17 protein-coding genes are annotated in these 15222 nt (G+C 64.0%); 14 read left to right on the forward strand and 3 right to left on the reverse strand.

Annotated features, from left to right (window positions below):
- Positions 1 to 171, reverse strand: a 171-nt coding sequence (locus tag IVB47_RS09195) for a DUF4339 domain-containing protein (RefSeq protein WP_247461366.1), incomplete at its 3' end; no start/stop codon positions are given.
- A gap of 238 nt (positions 172 to 409) precedes the next feature.
- Here IVB47_RS09195 and IVB47_RS09200 point away from each other — a divergent pair.
- From IVB47_RS09200 to xth, 12 genes are all read left to right on the forward strand, one after another.
- Entirely contained in the window at positions 410 to 748 is a 339-nt protein-coding gene (locus IVB47_RS09200) for a P-II family nitrogen regulator (protein WP_007598647.1), read from the forward strand.
- Between the two features lie 125 nt (positions 749 to 873).
- On the forward strand, positions 874 to 2175 hold the full coding sequence (locus IVB47_RS09205; protein ID WP_247429690.1) for an ammonium transporter: 1302 nt from the start codon (positions 874 to 876) through the stop codon (positions 2173 to 2175).
- A gap of 41 nt (positions 2176 to 2216) precedes the next feature.
- Complete coding sequence (locus tag IVB47_RS09210; protein WP_027566270.1) at positions 2217 to 2531, forward strand: metalloregulator ArsR/SmtB family transcription factor; 315 nt, start codon at positions 2217 to 2219, stop codon at positions 2529 to 2531.
- The gene (locus IVB47_RS09215) at positions 2528 to 2884 is read left to right on the forward strand and encodes a hypothetical protein (RefSeq protein WP_247285018.1); all 357 of its coding nucleotides are present in this window, start codon (positions 2528 to 2530) and stop codon (positions 2882 to 2884) included. The genes IVB47_RS09210 and IVB47_RS09215 overlap by 4 nt, the downstream gene beginning before the upstream one ends.
- 42 nt (positions 2885 to 2926) lie before the next feature.
- The gene (locus tag IVB47_RS09220) at positions 2927 to 3529 is read left to right on the forward strand and encodes an ATP-dependent Clp protease proteolytic subunit (protein ID WP_247405217.1); all 603 of its coding nucleotides are present in this window, start codon (positions 2927 to 2929) and stop codon (positions 3527 to 3529) included.
- A 434-nt stretch (positions 3530 to 3963) separates the two neighbouring features.
- Positions 3964 to 4302, forward strand: a complete 339-nt coding sequence (locus IVB47_RS09225; protein WP_007598642.1) for a P-II family nitrogen regulator — start codon at positions 3964 to 3966, stop codon at positions 4300 to 4302.
- A 38-nt stretch (positions 4303 to 4340) separates the two neighbouring features.
- Entirely contained in the window at positions 4341 to 5789 is a 1449-nt protein-coding gene (locus IVB47_RS09230) for an ammonium transporter (RefSeq protein ID WP_247461159.1), read from the forward strand.
- Between the two features lie 205 nt (positions 5790 to 5994).
- Positions 5995 to 6399, forward strand: coding sequence for a GFA family protein (locus tag IVB47_RS09235; RefSeq protein WP_247461161.1), 405 nt, complete (start codon positions 5995 to 5997; stop codon positions 6397 to 6399).
- A 310-nt stretch (positions 6400 to 6709) separates the two neighbouring features.
- Positions 6710 to 7924 (forward strand): aminotransferase class I/II-fold pyridoxal phosphate-dependent enzyme, encoded by a 1215-nt coding sequence (locus tag IVB47_RS09240; protein WP_247461164.1) that lies wholly within the window; start codon positions 6710 to 6712, stop codon positions 7922 to 7924.
- Positions 7925 to 7933: 9 nt separating this feature from the next.
- Positions 7934 to 10411 carry a DNA translocase FtsK gene (locus IVB47_RS09245; RefSeq protein ID WP_247461166.1) on the forward strand — a complete coding sequence of 826 codons (2478 nt, stop codon included), beginning with the start codon at positions 7934 to 7936 and terminating at the stop codon, positions 10409 to 10411.
- A 152-nt stretch (positions 10412 to 10563) separates the two neighbouring features.
- Positions 10564 to 11319, forward strand: a complete 756-nt coding sequence (locus tag IVB47_RS09250; RefSeq protein WP_247461168.1) for an outer membrane lipoprotein carrier protein LolA — start codon at positions 10564 to 10566, stop codon at positions 11317 to 11319.
- Between the two features lie 184 nt (positions 11320 to 11503).
- Entirely contained in the window at positions 11504 to 12319 is an 816-nt protein-coding gene (gene xth, locus IVB47_RS09255) for an exodeoxyribonuclease III (protein WP_247461170.1), read from the forward strand.
- A gap of 123 nt (positions 12320 to 12442) precedes the next feature.
- Here xth and IVB47_RS09260 read toward each other — a convergent pair whose 3' ends face one another.
- Positions 12443 to 12886 (reverse strand): cyclic nucleotide-binding domain-containing protein, encoded by a 444-nt coding sequence (locus tag IVB47_RS09260; protein ID WP_007598631.1) that lies wholly within the window; start codon positions 12884 to 12886, stop codon positions 12443 to 12445.
- A 58-nt stretch (positions 12887 to 12944) separates the two neighbouring features.
- The gene (locus IVB47_RS09265) at positions 12945 to 13631 is read right to left on the reverse strand and encodes a response regulator transcription factor (protein ID WP_007598630.1); all 687 of its coding nucleotides are present in this window, start codon (positions 13629 to 13631) and stop codon (positions 12945 to 12947) included.
- 235 nt (positions 13632 to 13866) lie between these two features.
- Between IVB47_RS09265 and IVB47_RS09270 the strand changes: the two genes are divergently transcribed.
- Entirely contained in the window at positions 13867 to 14403 is a 537-nt protein-coding gene (locus tag IVB47_RS09270; protein WP_247461172.1) for a L,D-transpeptidase family protein, read from the forward strand.
- Positions 14404 to 14409: 6 nt separating this feature from the next.
- Complete coding sequence (locus IVB47_RS09275) at positions 14410 to 15183, forward strand: fumarylacetoacetate hydrolase family protein (protein WP_247461174.1); 774 nt, start codon at positions 14410 to 14412, stop codon at positions 15181 to 15183.
- Positions 15184 to 15222 lie beyond the last annotated feature (39 nt).

Here is a 15222-nt window from a genome sequence, read left to right on the forward strand (position 1 = left end):
GCCGCCGCCGATCAGGCCGGGGATTTCGGCGGCCTTCTGCCAGCCGGCCATGCCTTCCGACCACACCAGCGTATCCGGACGCACGACACCCTGGGCAACGAGATCGCGGAATTGCCCTTCCGGATAGGGGCCCTGCTGCTTACCCTCGGATGCGTAGAACCAACTCGCCATGAAACGTCCCCCTCGAACATAGTTTTGTACCGGCCGCGACGCTTGGGTTCATCGCATCCATTCCAAAAACGCATTGTGGAGGATGAACGGCTGCCCTGTACAGAGGCGGTCGTTCACATCGCCCAACGATTTTCCGCTTCAATCTGCAAGTTTTTTATGCCATTTGCCCGGAAAGATGCCAGATTGACGCTGCGCCGGGGACATACGGCGCAGCGCATCCCGGGGAATAGGCCTGACCATGAAACTCGTCGTCGCGATCATCAAACCCTTCAAGCTCGATGAAGTCCGCCAGGCGCTGACGGCGATCGGCGTCCACGGCATGACCGTGACCGAAGTGAAGGGCTATGGCCGCCAGAAGGGCCACACCGAGATTTATCGCGGCGCCGAATATGTCGTGAATTTCCTGCCGAAGCTGCGGATCGAGATCGCGGTTGCCTCCGATATCGCCGAGAAGGCCGTCGCCGTCATCACCGCGACCGCGCGCACCGGCCAGATCGGCGACGGCAAGATCTTCGTCACGCCGATCGACCACGCGACCCGCATTCGCACCGGCGAAACCGACAGCGACGCGCTCTAGATTTTTGCTTTGACGCGTTTTCCTTTCGCGAACCGGTATCCGCTTCGCTCGAAAACGCTCTTCTTCGATCGCCCCGGGCAACGGCGCCACGGCGTGCGACGCAATCAATAGCTGGGGGAAACGACATGGCGGGATTATTGCGCCGCGCGGCTGCTATCGCCGCGCCGATCGGACTTGTGTCGATCATGGCTTCGCCGGCGCGTGCCGCGGGCTCCGAGATCAACACTGCCGACACCGCCTGGATGATCGTCGCCACCGCGCTGGTGCTGATGATGACGATCCCGGGGCTCGCGCTGTTCTATTCCGGCATGGTGCGCAAGAAGAACGTGCTCGCGACCATGGCGCAGAGCCTCGCCGCGGTGACGATCATCTCCATTCTCTGGGTCGCGTTCGGCTATTCGCTGTGCTTCGTCGGCGACGGCCCGTGGATCGGCACGCTCGACCGCTGGTTTCTCGCCGGCATGACCATGGACAGCGTCAACCCGGCGGCGAAGACGATCCCGGAAGCGCTGTTCATGCTGTATCAGATGACGTTTGCGATCATCACGGTGGCGCTGGTCGCGGGCGCGGTGGCCGACCGGATGCGGTTCTCCGCTTATCTGCTGTTCTCCGTGGCATGGTTCATCTTCGTCTACATTCCACTGGCGCATTGGGTCTGGGGCGGCGGCTTCCTCGCCAGCATGGGCGTGCTGGATTTCGCCGGCGGCCTGGTGGTGCATCTGTCGGCCGGCACCGCCGGCCTCGTCGCGGCGAAGGTGATGGGACGCCGTCATGGCTACGGCACCGAAAATCTCTCGCCGTTCGATCTGTCGCTTGCGGTGATGGGCACCGGCCTGTTGTGGGTCGGCTGGTTCGGCTTCAACGGCGGCTCGGCGGGCGCAGCCAATTCGCGCGCGGTGCTGGCGATCATCGCGACCCATCTCGCAGCCTGCTCCGGCGCGCTGACCTGGGGTGCGATCGAATGGTCGACGCGGCGCAAGCCATCCGTGCTCGGCATGATCTCCGGCGCGGTCGCCGGCCTCGGCACCATCACGCCGGCCTCGGGTTTCGTGGCGCCCTGGCACGGTATCGTCATCGGCGTGATCGCAGGCCTCGTCTGCTATTGGGCCTGCACCTGGCTGAAGCACCGCTTCGACTATGACGATTCGCTCGACGTGTTCGGCGTCCACGGCATCGGCGGGATGACCGGGACCCTGCTGGCCGGCGTGTTCGCAACCAGCGCGATCGGCGGCACCGCCGGCCTGCTCGAGGGCCATCCGCAGCAGCTTCTGATCCAGCTGTACGGGGTCGCCATCACCTTCGCCTGGTCGGCCGGCGTGAGCTTCGTCCTGCTCAAGCTGGTCGGCCTGTTCGTGCCATTGCGCGTCTCCCGCGAGCATGAGCTCGAAGGACTGGATATTTCGCAGCACGGCGAGGCGCTGCAGTAATTGGGCTTGCGCGACACATAAGCACATGCTTATGTGTTGCCATGATCGAAGCCGATATCTTCAAGGCGCTGGCCGACCCGACCCGCCGCAAGGTCTTTGAGAAGCTTGCCGGCGGAAGCCTCAACGCCAGCGCCTTGCGCGACGGATTGGAGATCAGCCAACCGGCGATGTCGCAGCATCTCGCCGTGCTGCGCGGGGCAGGCCTGGTGCGCGAACAGCGGCAGGGCCGCTTTGTGAATTACGAGGTCGATCCCGAAGGAATTGTCGCCATCGGGGCCTGGCTTGCGCGCTACCGCGCCTATTGGCCGAAACGCATGGATGCCCTCGCCGATCTCTTGAAGGAGATGGATCAATGAGTGACGCCGTGAAGCCTGATCCCTCCGACGCGGCGCTCGTGCTCGAATATGAATTCGATGCGCCGCCGGCCAAGGTCTGGCGCGCGGTGACCATTCCGGCTTTGCGCGAGCGCTGGCTGCCGGATTGCGATCTTGCGGGCGCCGAGCCGGAGACATCGATCCCGGGTCAAGAGGTGCGCTATCGGCTTCGCGATTCCGAACCGCCGTTTCGCGAAAGCCATGTCATCTTCCGGATCGAGCCGAACGAGGACGGCGGCACCCGCTTTCGCATCATCCAGCAAGCCTGCGATATCGGCATGAAGCTGCCGCAGCCGGCCAACAGCAATGGCTGCCTGATGCGCGCGGCCGCCTAACACCGACACCACTTCATCACCCCGCAGAAACGGAGGTCGCCGATGCGCGACATGCTTCAGCTCGTCCCTATGGTCGTCGAACAATCCGCCCGCGGCGAACGATCCTTTGACATCTATTCGCGCCTGCTGCGCGAGCGCATCATCTTCCTCAACGGCGAGGTCAACGATGCGATGTCCGGACTGGTCTGCGCGCAGCTCTTGTTTCTGGAGGCGGAGAATCCGAACAAGCCGATCAATCTCTACATCAATTCCTATGGCGGCGTGGTCACCGCTGGCCTTGCGATGTACGACACCATGCAGTTCATCAAGGCGCCGGTGCATACGCTGTGCATGGGCACCGCACGCTCGATGGGCTCGTTCCTGCTGATGGCGGGCGAGCCCGGTCACCGCGCCGCCCTGCCCAATGCGAGCCTTCACGTGCATCAGCCGCTCGGCGGTTTTCAGGGCCAGGCGTCCGACATCCTGATCCATGCCACCGAGATGCAGGAAACCAAGCGGCGCATCATCCGGCTCTATGCCCAGCATTGCGGGCGCCCCGAGCCGGACGTGGAACGGACCCTGGACCGCGACCACTTCATGACCGCGCAGCAGGCGGTCGACTGGGGGCTGATCGACCGGGTGTTCGCGGAACGCAGCGCCGCCTGACGGTCTCTGCCGGCGACCGTCCGGCAAGCCTCGCCTCGCCCAAGCTGGTTGGCGGTTGCGCGTATTCCGTGAGCACAAGTGCGAAGGGGCCGATATTTCGCAGCACGACAAGCCGTGCAATAGGCGCCCGCCTTACGCAAATACCTTTCTGCTGCCCGACGCATGAGCACCAATGTGTCGGCAGCTTGACGTGCCTTTATTTTAATCAGCCATGGTCAGGTATTGAGCGCGGCGTAATAGCGCACTGCACCGCAATACGCGTCGAACGCGAAAACACCCGTTTTCATAGTCCGTTAGGCAACGCGCCCGATCTGGCACGGCATTTGATTCTATGGGTCCTGGCTGTGCCCGCGTAGTGAACTTTCTCCCTCGTGGCGAACCAGTCGAGAAACGCCCGGCCACGTCCGGACCGGGCCCAAGCGGGGATAGGACCCATGAAAATTGTTATGGCGATTATTAAGCCATTCAAGCTGGAAGAAGTCCGTGACGCCCTGACCGCCATCGGCGTTCACGGTCTCACGGTGACGGAAGTCAAGGGATATGGCCGCCAGAAGGGCCATACGGAAATCTATCGCGGCGCCGAATATGCCGTGAGCTTCCTGCCCAAGATCAAGATCGAGGTCGCTGTCGCCTCCGACCAGGTCGACAAGACCATCGACGCCATCACGACCGCCGCGAAAACCGGACAGATCGGCGACGGCAAGATCTTCGTCATCAATCTCGACCATGCGGTTCGTATCCGCACCGGCGAGGCCGATGCTGCGGCCCTTTGATTTCGCGCTCAATCAAAATTCAATCAGGAGTAAATGAAATGACGTTTAAGCGTCCCTATGGCGCGGGATTGGCGGCTCTCGCAGTCGGCCTGTTCGCTGCGACCGCAGCCTACGCCGAGCCAACGGTCAACAAGGGAGACAACGCCTGGATGCTGACATCGACAGTGCTCGTGCTGTTGATGACGATCCCCGGCCTCGCGCTGTTCTACGGCGGCCTCGTCCGCTCCAAGAACATGCTCTCGGTCCTGATGCAGGTGTTCTACACCGTCTGCGTCGTCACCGTGATCTGGGCCGTGTACGGCTACAGCCTCACCTTCACCGGCGGTTCCGACTTCATCGGCGGCTTCTCCAAGGCCTTCATGATGGGCGTCACCACCGACTCGAAGGCCGCGACCTTCTCGGTCGACGCCAACATCTCGGAGCTCATCTATATGTGCTTCCAGATGACCTTCGCGGCGATCACGCCCGCCCTCATCGTCGGCGCCTTCGCCGAGCGCATGAAGTTCGCGGCGCTCGCGCTCTTCGTCCCGCTCTGGGTCACCCTGATCTACTTCCCGATCGCGCACATGGTCTGGTACTGGCCCGGCCCGGACATGATCCAGGACGCTGCCAAGGCTCTGGCTGCTGCGGCTGATGGCGCGGCGAAGACCGCGGCGCAGGCCAAGCTCGACGAGATCAACGCCGACGCAGGCTGGATCTTCAAGAAGGGCGCGATCGACTTCGCCGGCGGCACCGTGGTGCACATCAACGCCGGCATCGCAGGCCTCGTCGGCGCCCTGCTGATCGGCAAGCGCGTCGGCTACGGCAAGGAGCTGATGGCTCCGCACTCGCTGACGATGTCGATGATCGGCGCCTCGCTGCTCTGGGTCGGCTGGTTCGGCTTCAACGCCGGCTCCAACCTCGAAGCCAACGGCGGCGCGGCGCTTGCCATGACCAACTCCTTCGTCGCCACCGCAGCCGCAGCGCTGTCGTGGATGTTCGCGGAGTGGATCATCAAGGGTCACCCGTCGGTGCTCGGCGTCATCTCCGGCGCTGTCGCGGGCCTCGTGGCCGTCACGCCTGCCGCCGGCTTCTCCGGCGTGATGGGTGCGATCGTCCTCGGCCTCGTGGTCGGCGTGGTCTGCCTGTTCTTCTGCACCGTCGTGAAGAACGCGCTCGGCTACGACGACTCCCTCGATGTGTTCGGCGTGCACTGCGTCGGCGGCATCGTCGGCGCCCTCGGCACCGGCATCCTCGTCAATCCGGCGCTGGGTGGTGCGGGCATCATCGACTACACCGCGATCCCGCCGAAGGTTGCCGATTACGACTTCGCGGCGCAGATGATCTCCCAGATCTGGGGCGTCGGCACCACGCTGGTGTGGTCGGGTATCGGTTCGGCGATCCTCTACAAGGTCGTCGATGTGATCGTTGGCCTCCGCGCCAATGTCGAGAGCGAGCGTGAAGGCCTCGACATCACCGAGCACACCGAGCGCGCCTACAACATGTAACTCTCCTCCCGGGCGCGGCCTCTTCGGGGGCCGCGCCACAACTACGGTTTGGGGCACATACCCGGCAATGTCCCGACCGTTGAGGGGCTCCAGCGCAAGTTGGAGCCCCTTTCTTTTTGATTGGCGGAGCCGAAGAAAAAGATTGCCATTCCGCAGCGCCGGCGCAGAAATATCGACCACAAGAAACAACAATCGGGAGGTCGTCATGCGTTTGGAAGGCGGATGCTATTGCGGCGAAGTGCGCTATGTCGCCGAGGGCGACCCGATGATGCAGGCGCAGTGTCATTGCCGCGAGTGCCAGTACATCTCGGGCGGCGCGCCCAACACTTTCATCGCGATGCCGGCGGCCGGCTTCAGCTACATCACTGGGCAGCCCAAGCAGTTCACCCGCAAGGACCTCGAGCGCGCCGTGACGCGCGAGTTCTGCGGCGAATGCGGCACCCATCTGATGACCAAGGTTCCCGGACTGCCAGCCGCGATCCTGAAGGTCGGCACGCTGGACGATCCCAAACAGTTCCATCCCCAGATGGCGATCTACACCTGCGACAAGCAGGACTTCCACGCGATCCCCGCGGGCATGGCGACATTCGAGAAGCTGCCGGCGCACTAGAGCCGCGATGACGGCGCGCTCCCTCCCCCGCATGCGGGGGAGGGCTGGGGAGAGGGCGCCTCAACATCGGGACAGTCGCTGTTTGGAGAGAACCCTCACCCGCGCCTCCGGCGCGACCTCTCCCGCAAGGGGGAGAGGCAAGACCCCCCGCGCATCCCGTTGTTATCCGGCCTCATTATTCCTGCTCTGGACGGAGCCGGCGAACCGATGGTTAATCGCGTCTTAACCTCGCCCTATCTATGGTGAACTGAACCGCTTCCCGCCGGCGCCTTGGTCGCGACCGGCTGTTCCAAGAGTGCTGGCGTCCAGAATGGCTATGACCGCTTCATCCCGTACGCCGCAGGACAGCGGAAGCTCCGATAGCGAACGCTCTCCCTTCGTCCGGCTGAACGAACTGCTGGCGCCGCATCAGCCCGGCAAGCCTTTGATTTCGCTTGCCGTCGGCGAGCCCCAGCATCCCGTGCCCGATTTCGTCGGCCCGGTGCTGGCCAAGCACATCGCCGATTTCGGCCGTTACCCCGCGAACAAGGGCACCGACCCGTTCCGCAAGGCCGCAGGCGCCTGGCTGTCGTCGCGCTTCGAGCTGCCACGCATCCTCGATCCCGAGAGCGAGATTCTCGTCCTCAATGGCAGCCGCGAAGGCCTGTTCCTCGCCGCGATCGCGGCCGCGCGCTATGTCGGCCCGCGTCCCGGCAAGCCCGCGATCCTGATGCCGAACCCGTTCTATCCGGTTTATGGCGCCGGCGCCCGTGCCGCCGCTTGCGAGCCGATCTACCTGCCGACCACCGCCGAGAACGGCTTCCTGCCCGATCTCGACGCCATCGACGAGGCGACGCTGGCGCGCACGGTGGCGTTCTATCTGGCTTCGCCCGCCAACCCGCAGGGCTCGGTGGCCTCGCGCGATTATTTCACGCGCCTGAAGCAGCTCGCCGACCGCTACGGCTTCGTGATCCTCAGCGACGAGTGCTATTCAGAGATCTACACCCGCGAAGCTCCCGGCAGCGCGCTTGAATGCGCCGGCCCTGATTTCACCCGCGTGGTTGCGTTTCAGTCGCTGTCGAAGCGCTCCAACCTGCCGGGCTTGCGCGTCGGCTTCGCCGCCGGCGACAAAAAACTCATCGGCATGTTCCTCGAGTTGCGCAACATCGCGGCGCCGCAGGTGCCGGTGCCGCTCCAGCATGTCGCGACCGTCGCTTACGGCGACGAGGCGCATGTCGAGGAGAACCGCAGGCTCTACCGGATCAAGTTCGATCTCGCCGACCAGATCATCGGCGGTCGTTACGGCTATCGCCGGCCCGATGCCGGCTTCTGCGTCTGGCTCAACACGTCCGACATCGGCGACGACGTGTCCGTGTGCCTCAAACTCTTCAAGGAAGCAGGCGTGCGCGTGGTGCCCGGCAGCTATCTGGCGCGGCTCCAGCCCGACGGCTTCAATCCCGGCGCAGGCTACATTCGCCTTGCGCTGGTGCAGGATGGCGAGACCACGGCGCAGGCGCTGCACCGCCTGGTCGAGACTCTGGGTTAGGCGGGGCCCGTGAGCATGTCGACAATCGAACGTGTCATTCCCCTGGTCGGCCATCTGCCGCCCTCGATCCGCGAGGGGCTGGCGCGACGCGTGCGCGAGCTCAGCGGTCTCGGCCTGATCGCATTGTCGGGTGTCGCCTCGGCGGCGCTGATGACCTGGTCGGTGCAGGATCCCAGCCTCAGCCACGCAACGTCGCGGCCGATCCGCAACATTCTCGGCTATGCCGGCGCGATCGGCGCCGACCTTGCGATGCAAATTCTCGGGCTCGGCGCGATCATGCTGGTCCTGACGGTCGCGGTCTGGGGCTGGCGCATGCTGACCCATCGCCCGTTCGACCGCGAGGCACTGCGGCTCGGCTCCTGGATTCTCTGCACGGTGATCGCGGCGGGCTTCGTCAGCTGCTGGCCACATGGCGGCGCCTGGCCGCTGCCAACCGGCCTCGGCGGCGTTGTCGGCGATGCGCTGGTTCGCGCGCCTGCGGTGATCTTCGGACCGCCGGGCATGATCTATCGCATGGTGCTCGGCACGATCCTGTTCGCCGCGATGGCGGCGACCTTCCTGATCGCCTGCGGCCTTGGCGCACGCGAGCATGACGACGAACTCGCGGAGATCGAGGACGACGACAAGCCGCTCGACCAGGACGATGAGAGCGATCGCGGTTCGGTATCGCTGGGCTGGCTGTTCCACGCATTGATGAGCACGAAGGCGCGGCTGATCTGGTTGCTTGGCGCTGCCTACCGCTCGCTGGTCTCGAGCGGGCCGAAGACCAAGGCCGTTGCATTCAGCCGCCAGGAGCCGAAGCTCGGTGGCGGCCGCGCCGCGCCGTCGATCTCGCCGCAGGCCCAGGACGAGGACTACGACGACGAGCACGAAGAGGTCGAGGAAGACGAGGAAGAGGAGGAGGAGCCCGCCGCCCGCGCGCCGCGCAAGAAGGCTGCGCCCAAGGCCGCTTCCAAGAAATCCTCCGACAAGTTCGAGCTTCCGTCCGTGTCGGTGCTGGCCGCGCCGAAGGCCGGCGATCGCCAGCCGCTCAGCAAGGCCGAGCTGGAAACCAATTCGCGCGCGCTCGAAGGCGTGCTGCAGGATTTCGGCGTCCGCGGCGAGATCGTGAAGGCCCATCCGGGTCCCGTGGTCACGCTGTACGAGCTGGAGCCGGCGCCGGGTATCAAGTCGTCGCGCGTGATCGGCCTTTCCGACGACATTGCACGTTCAATGAGCGCGCTGTCGGCGCGCGTCGCCGTCGTGCCCGGACGCAATGCCATCGGCATCGAGCTGCCGAACGCGCATCGCGAAAAGGTCTATCTGCGCGAGCTGCTGGTCGCCAAGGAGACCGTCGATTCGGTTGCGAAACTGCCGCTCTGCCTCGGCAAGACCATTGGCGGTGATCCCGTCATCATCGACCTCGCACGCACACCGCACATGCTGATCGCCGGTACCACCGGCTCCGGCAAGTCGGTCGCCATCAACACCATGATTCTCAGCCTGGTCTACCGGCTGCGTCCGGACCAGTGCCGCTTGATCATGGTCGATCCGAAGATGCTCGAACTCTCCGTCTATGACGGCATTCCCCATCTGCTGACGCCGGTCGTGACCGACCCGAAGAAGGCGGTGGTCGCGCTGAAATGGGCCGTGCGCGAGATGGAAGAGCGCTACAAGAACATGGCCAAGCTCGGTGTGCGCAACATCGACGGTTACAACACGCGCTTGCTCGAATTGAAGGCCAAGGGCGAAGAGCCGACGCGGACGGTGCACACCGGCTTCGACAAGGAAACCGGCAAGGCGATCTACGAGGAAGAGAAGCTCTCGCTCGACCCGCTGCCCTACATCGTCATCATCGTCGACGAAATGGCCGACCTGATGATGGTCGCCGGCAAGGACATCGAAGGCGCGGTGCAGCGCCTCGCGCAGATGGCGCGCGCCGCCGGCCTGCACGTGATCCTCGCGACACAGCGTCCGTCGGTCGACGTCATCACCGGCACCATCAAGGCGAACTTCCCGACCCGCATCGCCTTCCAGGTGACGTCCAAGATCGACAGCCGTACGATTCTCGGCGAGATGGGCGCCGAGCAACTCCTCGGCCAGGGCGACATGCTCTACATGGCCGGCGGCGGTCGCATCAGCCGCGTGCACGGACCTTTCGCGTCGGACGAGGAAGTCGAGAAGGTGGTGCGCCACCTCAAGACGCAGGGACAGCCGGAATATCTCGAAGCCGTCACAGCCGAAGAACCCAGCGAGGACGAGGACGGCGCGGTGTTCGACGCGTCCGCCATGGGCGCGGATGGCGGCGGCGATTTGTTCTCGCAGGCTGTTGCGATCGTCAAACGCGACCGCAAGGCCTCGACCAGCTACATCCAGCGTCGCCTGCAGATCGGCTATAACCGCGCCGCATCGCTGATGGAGCGCATGGAACTGGAGGGTATCGTCGGACCCGCCAACCACGCCGGCAAGCGCGAGATTCTGGTCGAGGAAGAAGACAGCCATATGTGAGGCGAACCGCCTCAAACCATCATTTCACGCAAAAACGTTATCTGCTTTCGGCCGAAATCACGCTAAAAGGGCGCCCAGCCACACAGGACGACGCGTTGATCAGACATCCGGACATTCGATTCGCTGCCATTGTCGCCGCGCGGAGCGCGCGCATGGCCGGCGTGATTCTCGTCACCGCCGCGATGGTGATCACGGCGTCGTTCGCGCAGACCGTTCCCGTGCCGAAGCCTGCACCGAAGGGCCGCGACGGCGGTCCGGCCGGTGCAGGACCCGCGGTCACCGGCGCGACCCAGACGCCGCCGAATCCGGTGATTCCGGATCCCCGCCGCAACGTGCCGAGCAGCATCTTCCAGACCTTCGATGCCAACCAGAAGGCCCAGGCCGCCAAGGTCAGCGCCTATTTGTCCTCATTGTCGACGCTGGTCGGGAATTTCGTCCAGGTCGGCCCCGACGGCAGCAAGACGCAAGGCGACTTCTACATCCAGAAGCCGGGCAAGGTGCGCTTCGAATATGACGCGCCGAGCCCGATCGACATCGTCGCCGACGGCTCTTCGCTGGTGGTGCGCGACCGCAAGCTCGCGACGCAGGACGTCTATCCGCTGTCGCAGACACCGCTGCGTTTCCTGCTGTCCGACCGCATCGACCTGATGAAGGACACCAACGTCGTCAACGTCTCGGCCGACGACGTCTTCGTCAGCGTGACCATCGAGGAAAAGCAAGCGCTGGTCGGCACCAGTCGCCTCTTGCTGATGTTCGGCGCCAAGGACGGTCAGTTGAAGCAGTGGACCGTCACCGACCCGCAGGGCTACGACACCACGATCGCGGTCTACAATCTCGACACGAGCAAGAAGCTCGATCCCGGCATGTTCAAGATCGATTTTACCAATTACGGCCCGTCGCCGGGCTGAGTGCCGTAGGGTGGACAAAGGCGCACTTGCGCCGTGCCCACCATCTCTCATCCTCACGCCAGTTATGGTGGGCACGCTTCCGCCTTCGCTCTTCGGGCTACGGCGGACAAGTCGCTTTGCCCACCTTACGAGACCTGTGGACACGCATTTGCGTGCGCCCAATCCATGCTAAGACGCATCCCTCATGCGTTTTTCCCTGACAACCTGGAACATCAATTCGGTGCGGCTGCGCATCGATCTGGTCGCAAAATTTCTCAAGAGCGCGCGGCCGGACGTGCTGTGTCTCCAGGAGACCAAGTGTATCGACGACGCCTTTCCCCTGAAGCGCTTCAAGCGGCTCGGCTACGAGCATGTCGCGCTGAATGGACAGAAGGGTTATCACGGCGTCGCCATCGTCTCGAAGATCCCGTTCGAATCGAAGGATATCCGCACCTTCTGTGACAAGGTGGATTCACGCCACATCTCGGTGTCGTTGGGCGAGAAGGCCGGGATCGCAAAGCCATTGGTGGTGCATAATTTCTACGTGCCGGCCGGCGGCGACATTCCCGATCCCGCGCTGAACGAGAAATTCGAGCACAAGCTCCGCTTCCTCGACGAGATGAAGGCGTGCGAGCCGTTGCATCCGCGCGGCGAGGATCGCCACATCCTGGTCGGCGATCTCAACGTCGCACCGCATGAGAACGACGTCTGGTCGCACAAGCAGCTTCTGAAAGTGGTGTCGCACACGCCCATCGAAACCGAGAAGCTGCAAGCCGCGCTCGCCGCCGGCGAGTGGGTCGACGTCGCGCGCGAGCGCATTCCGATGTCGGAAAAGGTCTACACGTGGTGGAGCTACCGCTCCGCCGATTGGACCGTCGGCGACCGCGGCCGCAGGCTCGACCACATCTGGGTCTCGCGCGCGCTGAAAGATGCGGTCAGTGATTTCAAGATTTTGCGCGAGGCGCGCAGCTGGGAGCGTCCGTCGGATCATGTGCCGGTTACGGTGACGCTGGATCTATGATCGTCGCCCTGGCGAAGGCCAGGGCCCATTACCACCAGTCTTCGTTGTTGCGCGAGGACGCCGGTAATCGCACCAGGCCGGAAACATTTGGGATAATGGGTCCTGGCTTTCGCCAGGACGACGTCAACTCGTCAGCTTCGCACCCGCCATCAATATATCGCTGGCGATCTGGCTGGAGCGCACCGCGAATTCATCGCGCAGACGAACGGCGGCGGCGGGGTCGCTTTCGAGCACGCGCTGAAACAGGCTGCGCGCGACGCGGATGACGGAGGCGTGCTCGATCGCGATCGCGCTCGACGGCCGCTTCATCGGCACGATCAGCGCGAGCTCGCCGATCAGCGCACCGGGACTTGCGATCATCTCCGCGCCGGCGCCGTCGTCGACCCGGAAGGCGCCGCGCTGGACCACGAAGCCGGCATCGGCATCGTCGCCGAGGTTGAACAAGACGTCGCCGCGGACGAAGTCACGCTGCTCGGAACCGATCGCCAGCATGCGCAAGGAAGCGTCTCCCAACAGGCGCAATGTCGGGACACGCTCGAGAAGCGCTACATCGTCGTCGATTGACATTCAGGTCCGGGGCTCAAGGGCATGCAATCTAAAACGATTCGCACGCCCCAGAAGCGTATCACGGCACCAGCTTGTAGCCACCGGCTTCCGTGACCAGGATTTCCGGGTTGGCAGCGTCCTTCTCGATCTTCTGGCGAAGCCGGTAGATGTGGGTTTCCAGCGTGTGGGTGGTGACGCCGGAATTGTAGCCCCAAACCTCCTGGAGGAGGGTCTCGCGCGAGACCGGCATCTGGCCGGCCCGGTAGAGGAAGCGGAGGATCGCGGTTTCCTTCTCCGTCAGCCGGACCTTGCGCGCGTTGGCGGCGGTCAGCATCTTGGAGCCGGGCCGGAAAGAGTAGGGGCCGACCGAGAACACCGCGTCCTCGCTGGCTTCGTGCTGCCGGAGCTGGGCGCGGATGCGCGCCAGCAGCACGGCGAAGCGGAAGGGTTTTGCGACATAATCGTTGGCGCCGGATTCCAGCCCCAAAATCGTGTCGGAATCGGTGTCATGTCCGGTGAGCATGATGATCGGAGCCTTGAACCCGCCCTTGCGCAATGAACGGACCACTTCGCGGCCATCCGTGTCGGGCAGGCCAACATCCATCAGGACGAGATCGGGGGCATTGGCCTTCGCGGCGCTCGCGCCCTTGGCGCCGGTATCGACCGCGGAGGCTTCAAATTCTTCGTGCAGCGACAATTGCTCCACCAACGTATCGCGCAGATCGGTATCGTCATCCACGATCAGGATCTTGCGGGCATTGGCCATAGGGGGTCATCCTTTTGGGGTCCGGCGCGGCGCGCATCCATGCTGCACCCAGCCGAGAGGGAAGTTTAGGGGTCGCCGTTATTATTATTGTTCGTCTTGAAGTAGTGGGCTGTTACCGATTCACAAGCCAGAACCACTCTAACCCAGAATAGCAGGCCGTTTTGATGAATGTCCTGTAATGAATTCGACATCGCACGTTCATATGAAAAATAAAGCTGCTTCAGCTAGTTACACCATGAACCGGAGCGCCGGGCCGCTGTCGGCGATCCGCGTTAAGGCTGCCGCCGGGAATCCGCGCCGGGGGTGGCTGACCGCGGGAGCGCTGACGATTCCGGTGGCGCTCGGACGCGGCGGCATTCTGGCGAACAAGCGCGAGGGCGATGGCGGCACCCCGAGGGGCAGCTTCCGTCCCAAGCGATTGTGGTGGCGGGGCGACCGGCACAGCCGCCCGCAGACCTTTCTGCCGGCCCGGATCATCACCGGCGAGGACGCCTGGTGCGAGGATCCCAAAGACCGTCATTACAATCAGGGGATCCGGCTCGGCGAGGGGCAGGGCGGTGACCGGCTCAAGCGGGCCGACCATCTCTATGACTTCATCATCGAAATCGACCACAATACGAGGCCGCGGATCGCCGGCCGGGGCAGCGCGGTGTTCTTGCATCTCGCGCGCGACAATTTCGGCCCGACCGCAGGCTGCGTCTCGATGACCAAAGCGGCGATGCGACAATTGCTGCGGCGGCTGGGCCCAAAAACAAAAATCATCATCGGGTGAGGACACATGCTCGACAGGGATCAGATCGCCGCCGCTTCGCAGGTCCTGATCAAACATTGGCGCGACGGCACCAAGCTTGACGCGCTGGAGCCACGGTTGCGGCCACAGAGCCGCGCCGAGGGGTATGCCGTGCAGGCAGCGCTCGGCGGGACCTTGTTCGGCTGGAAGATCGCGGCGACGAGCGAGTCCGGACAGAAGCACATCAATGTCGCGGGACCGCTGGCCGGCCGGATCATGAGCGACACCGTGATCGCCGATGGCGGCACCGCCTCGATGAAAGGCAACGCGATGCGCGTCGGCGAACCCGAGTTCGCTTTCCGCATGGGACGCGATCTGCCGCCGCGCGCGGCGCCGTATACTGTCGACGAGGTGCTCGCCGCCGTGGACAGCTTGCATCCTGCGATCGAGATTCCCGATTCGCGCTTTGCCGATTTCGCCGGCGCCGGCGAGGCGCAGCTGATCGCCGACAACGCCTGTGCGCATCTGTTCGTGCTGGGCGCAGCAACGCATGCGAACTGGCGCGCCATGGATCTCGTCGAGGAGCGGCCGCAGATCACGTTGCGTGGCCAGCGCTATCTCGGCCACGGCAAGAACGTGCTCGGCGATCCCCGAATTGCCCTGGTCTGGCTGGCCAACGAGCTGCGTGGCCTCGGCATCACCTTGCAGGCAGGGGAGGTGGTGACCACGGGCACGTGCCATCCGCCGCTACCGATCCAGGCGGGTGATCATTTCACGGCGGATTTCGGCGTGCTGGGGACGGTGTCGGTGAGTTTCTCTTGAGCCGCCCCATACACCGCCGTCATTGCGAGCGCAGCGAAG

The organism is Bradyrhizobium sp. 62 (genome assembly GCF_023073035.1).
Lineage (GTDB): Bacteria > Pseudomonadota > Alphaproteobacteria > Rhizobiales > Xanthobacteraceae > Bradyrhizobium.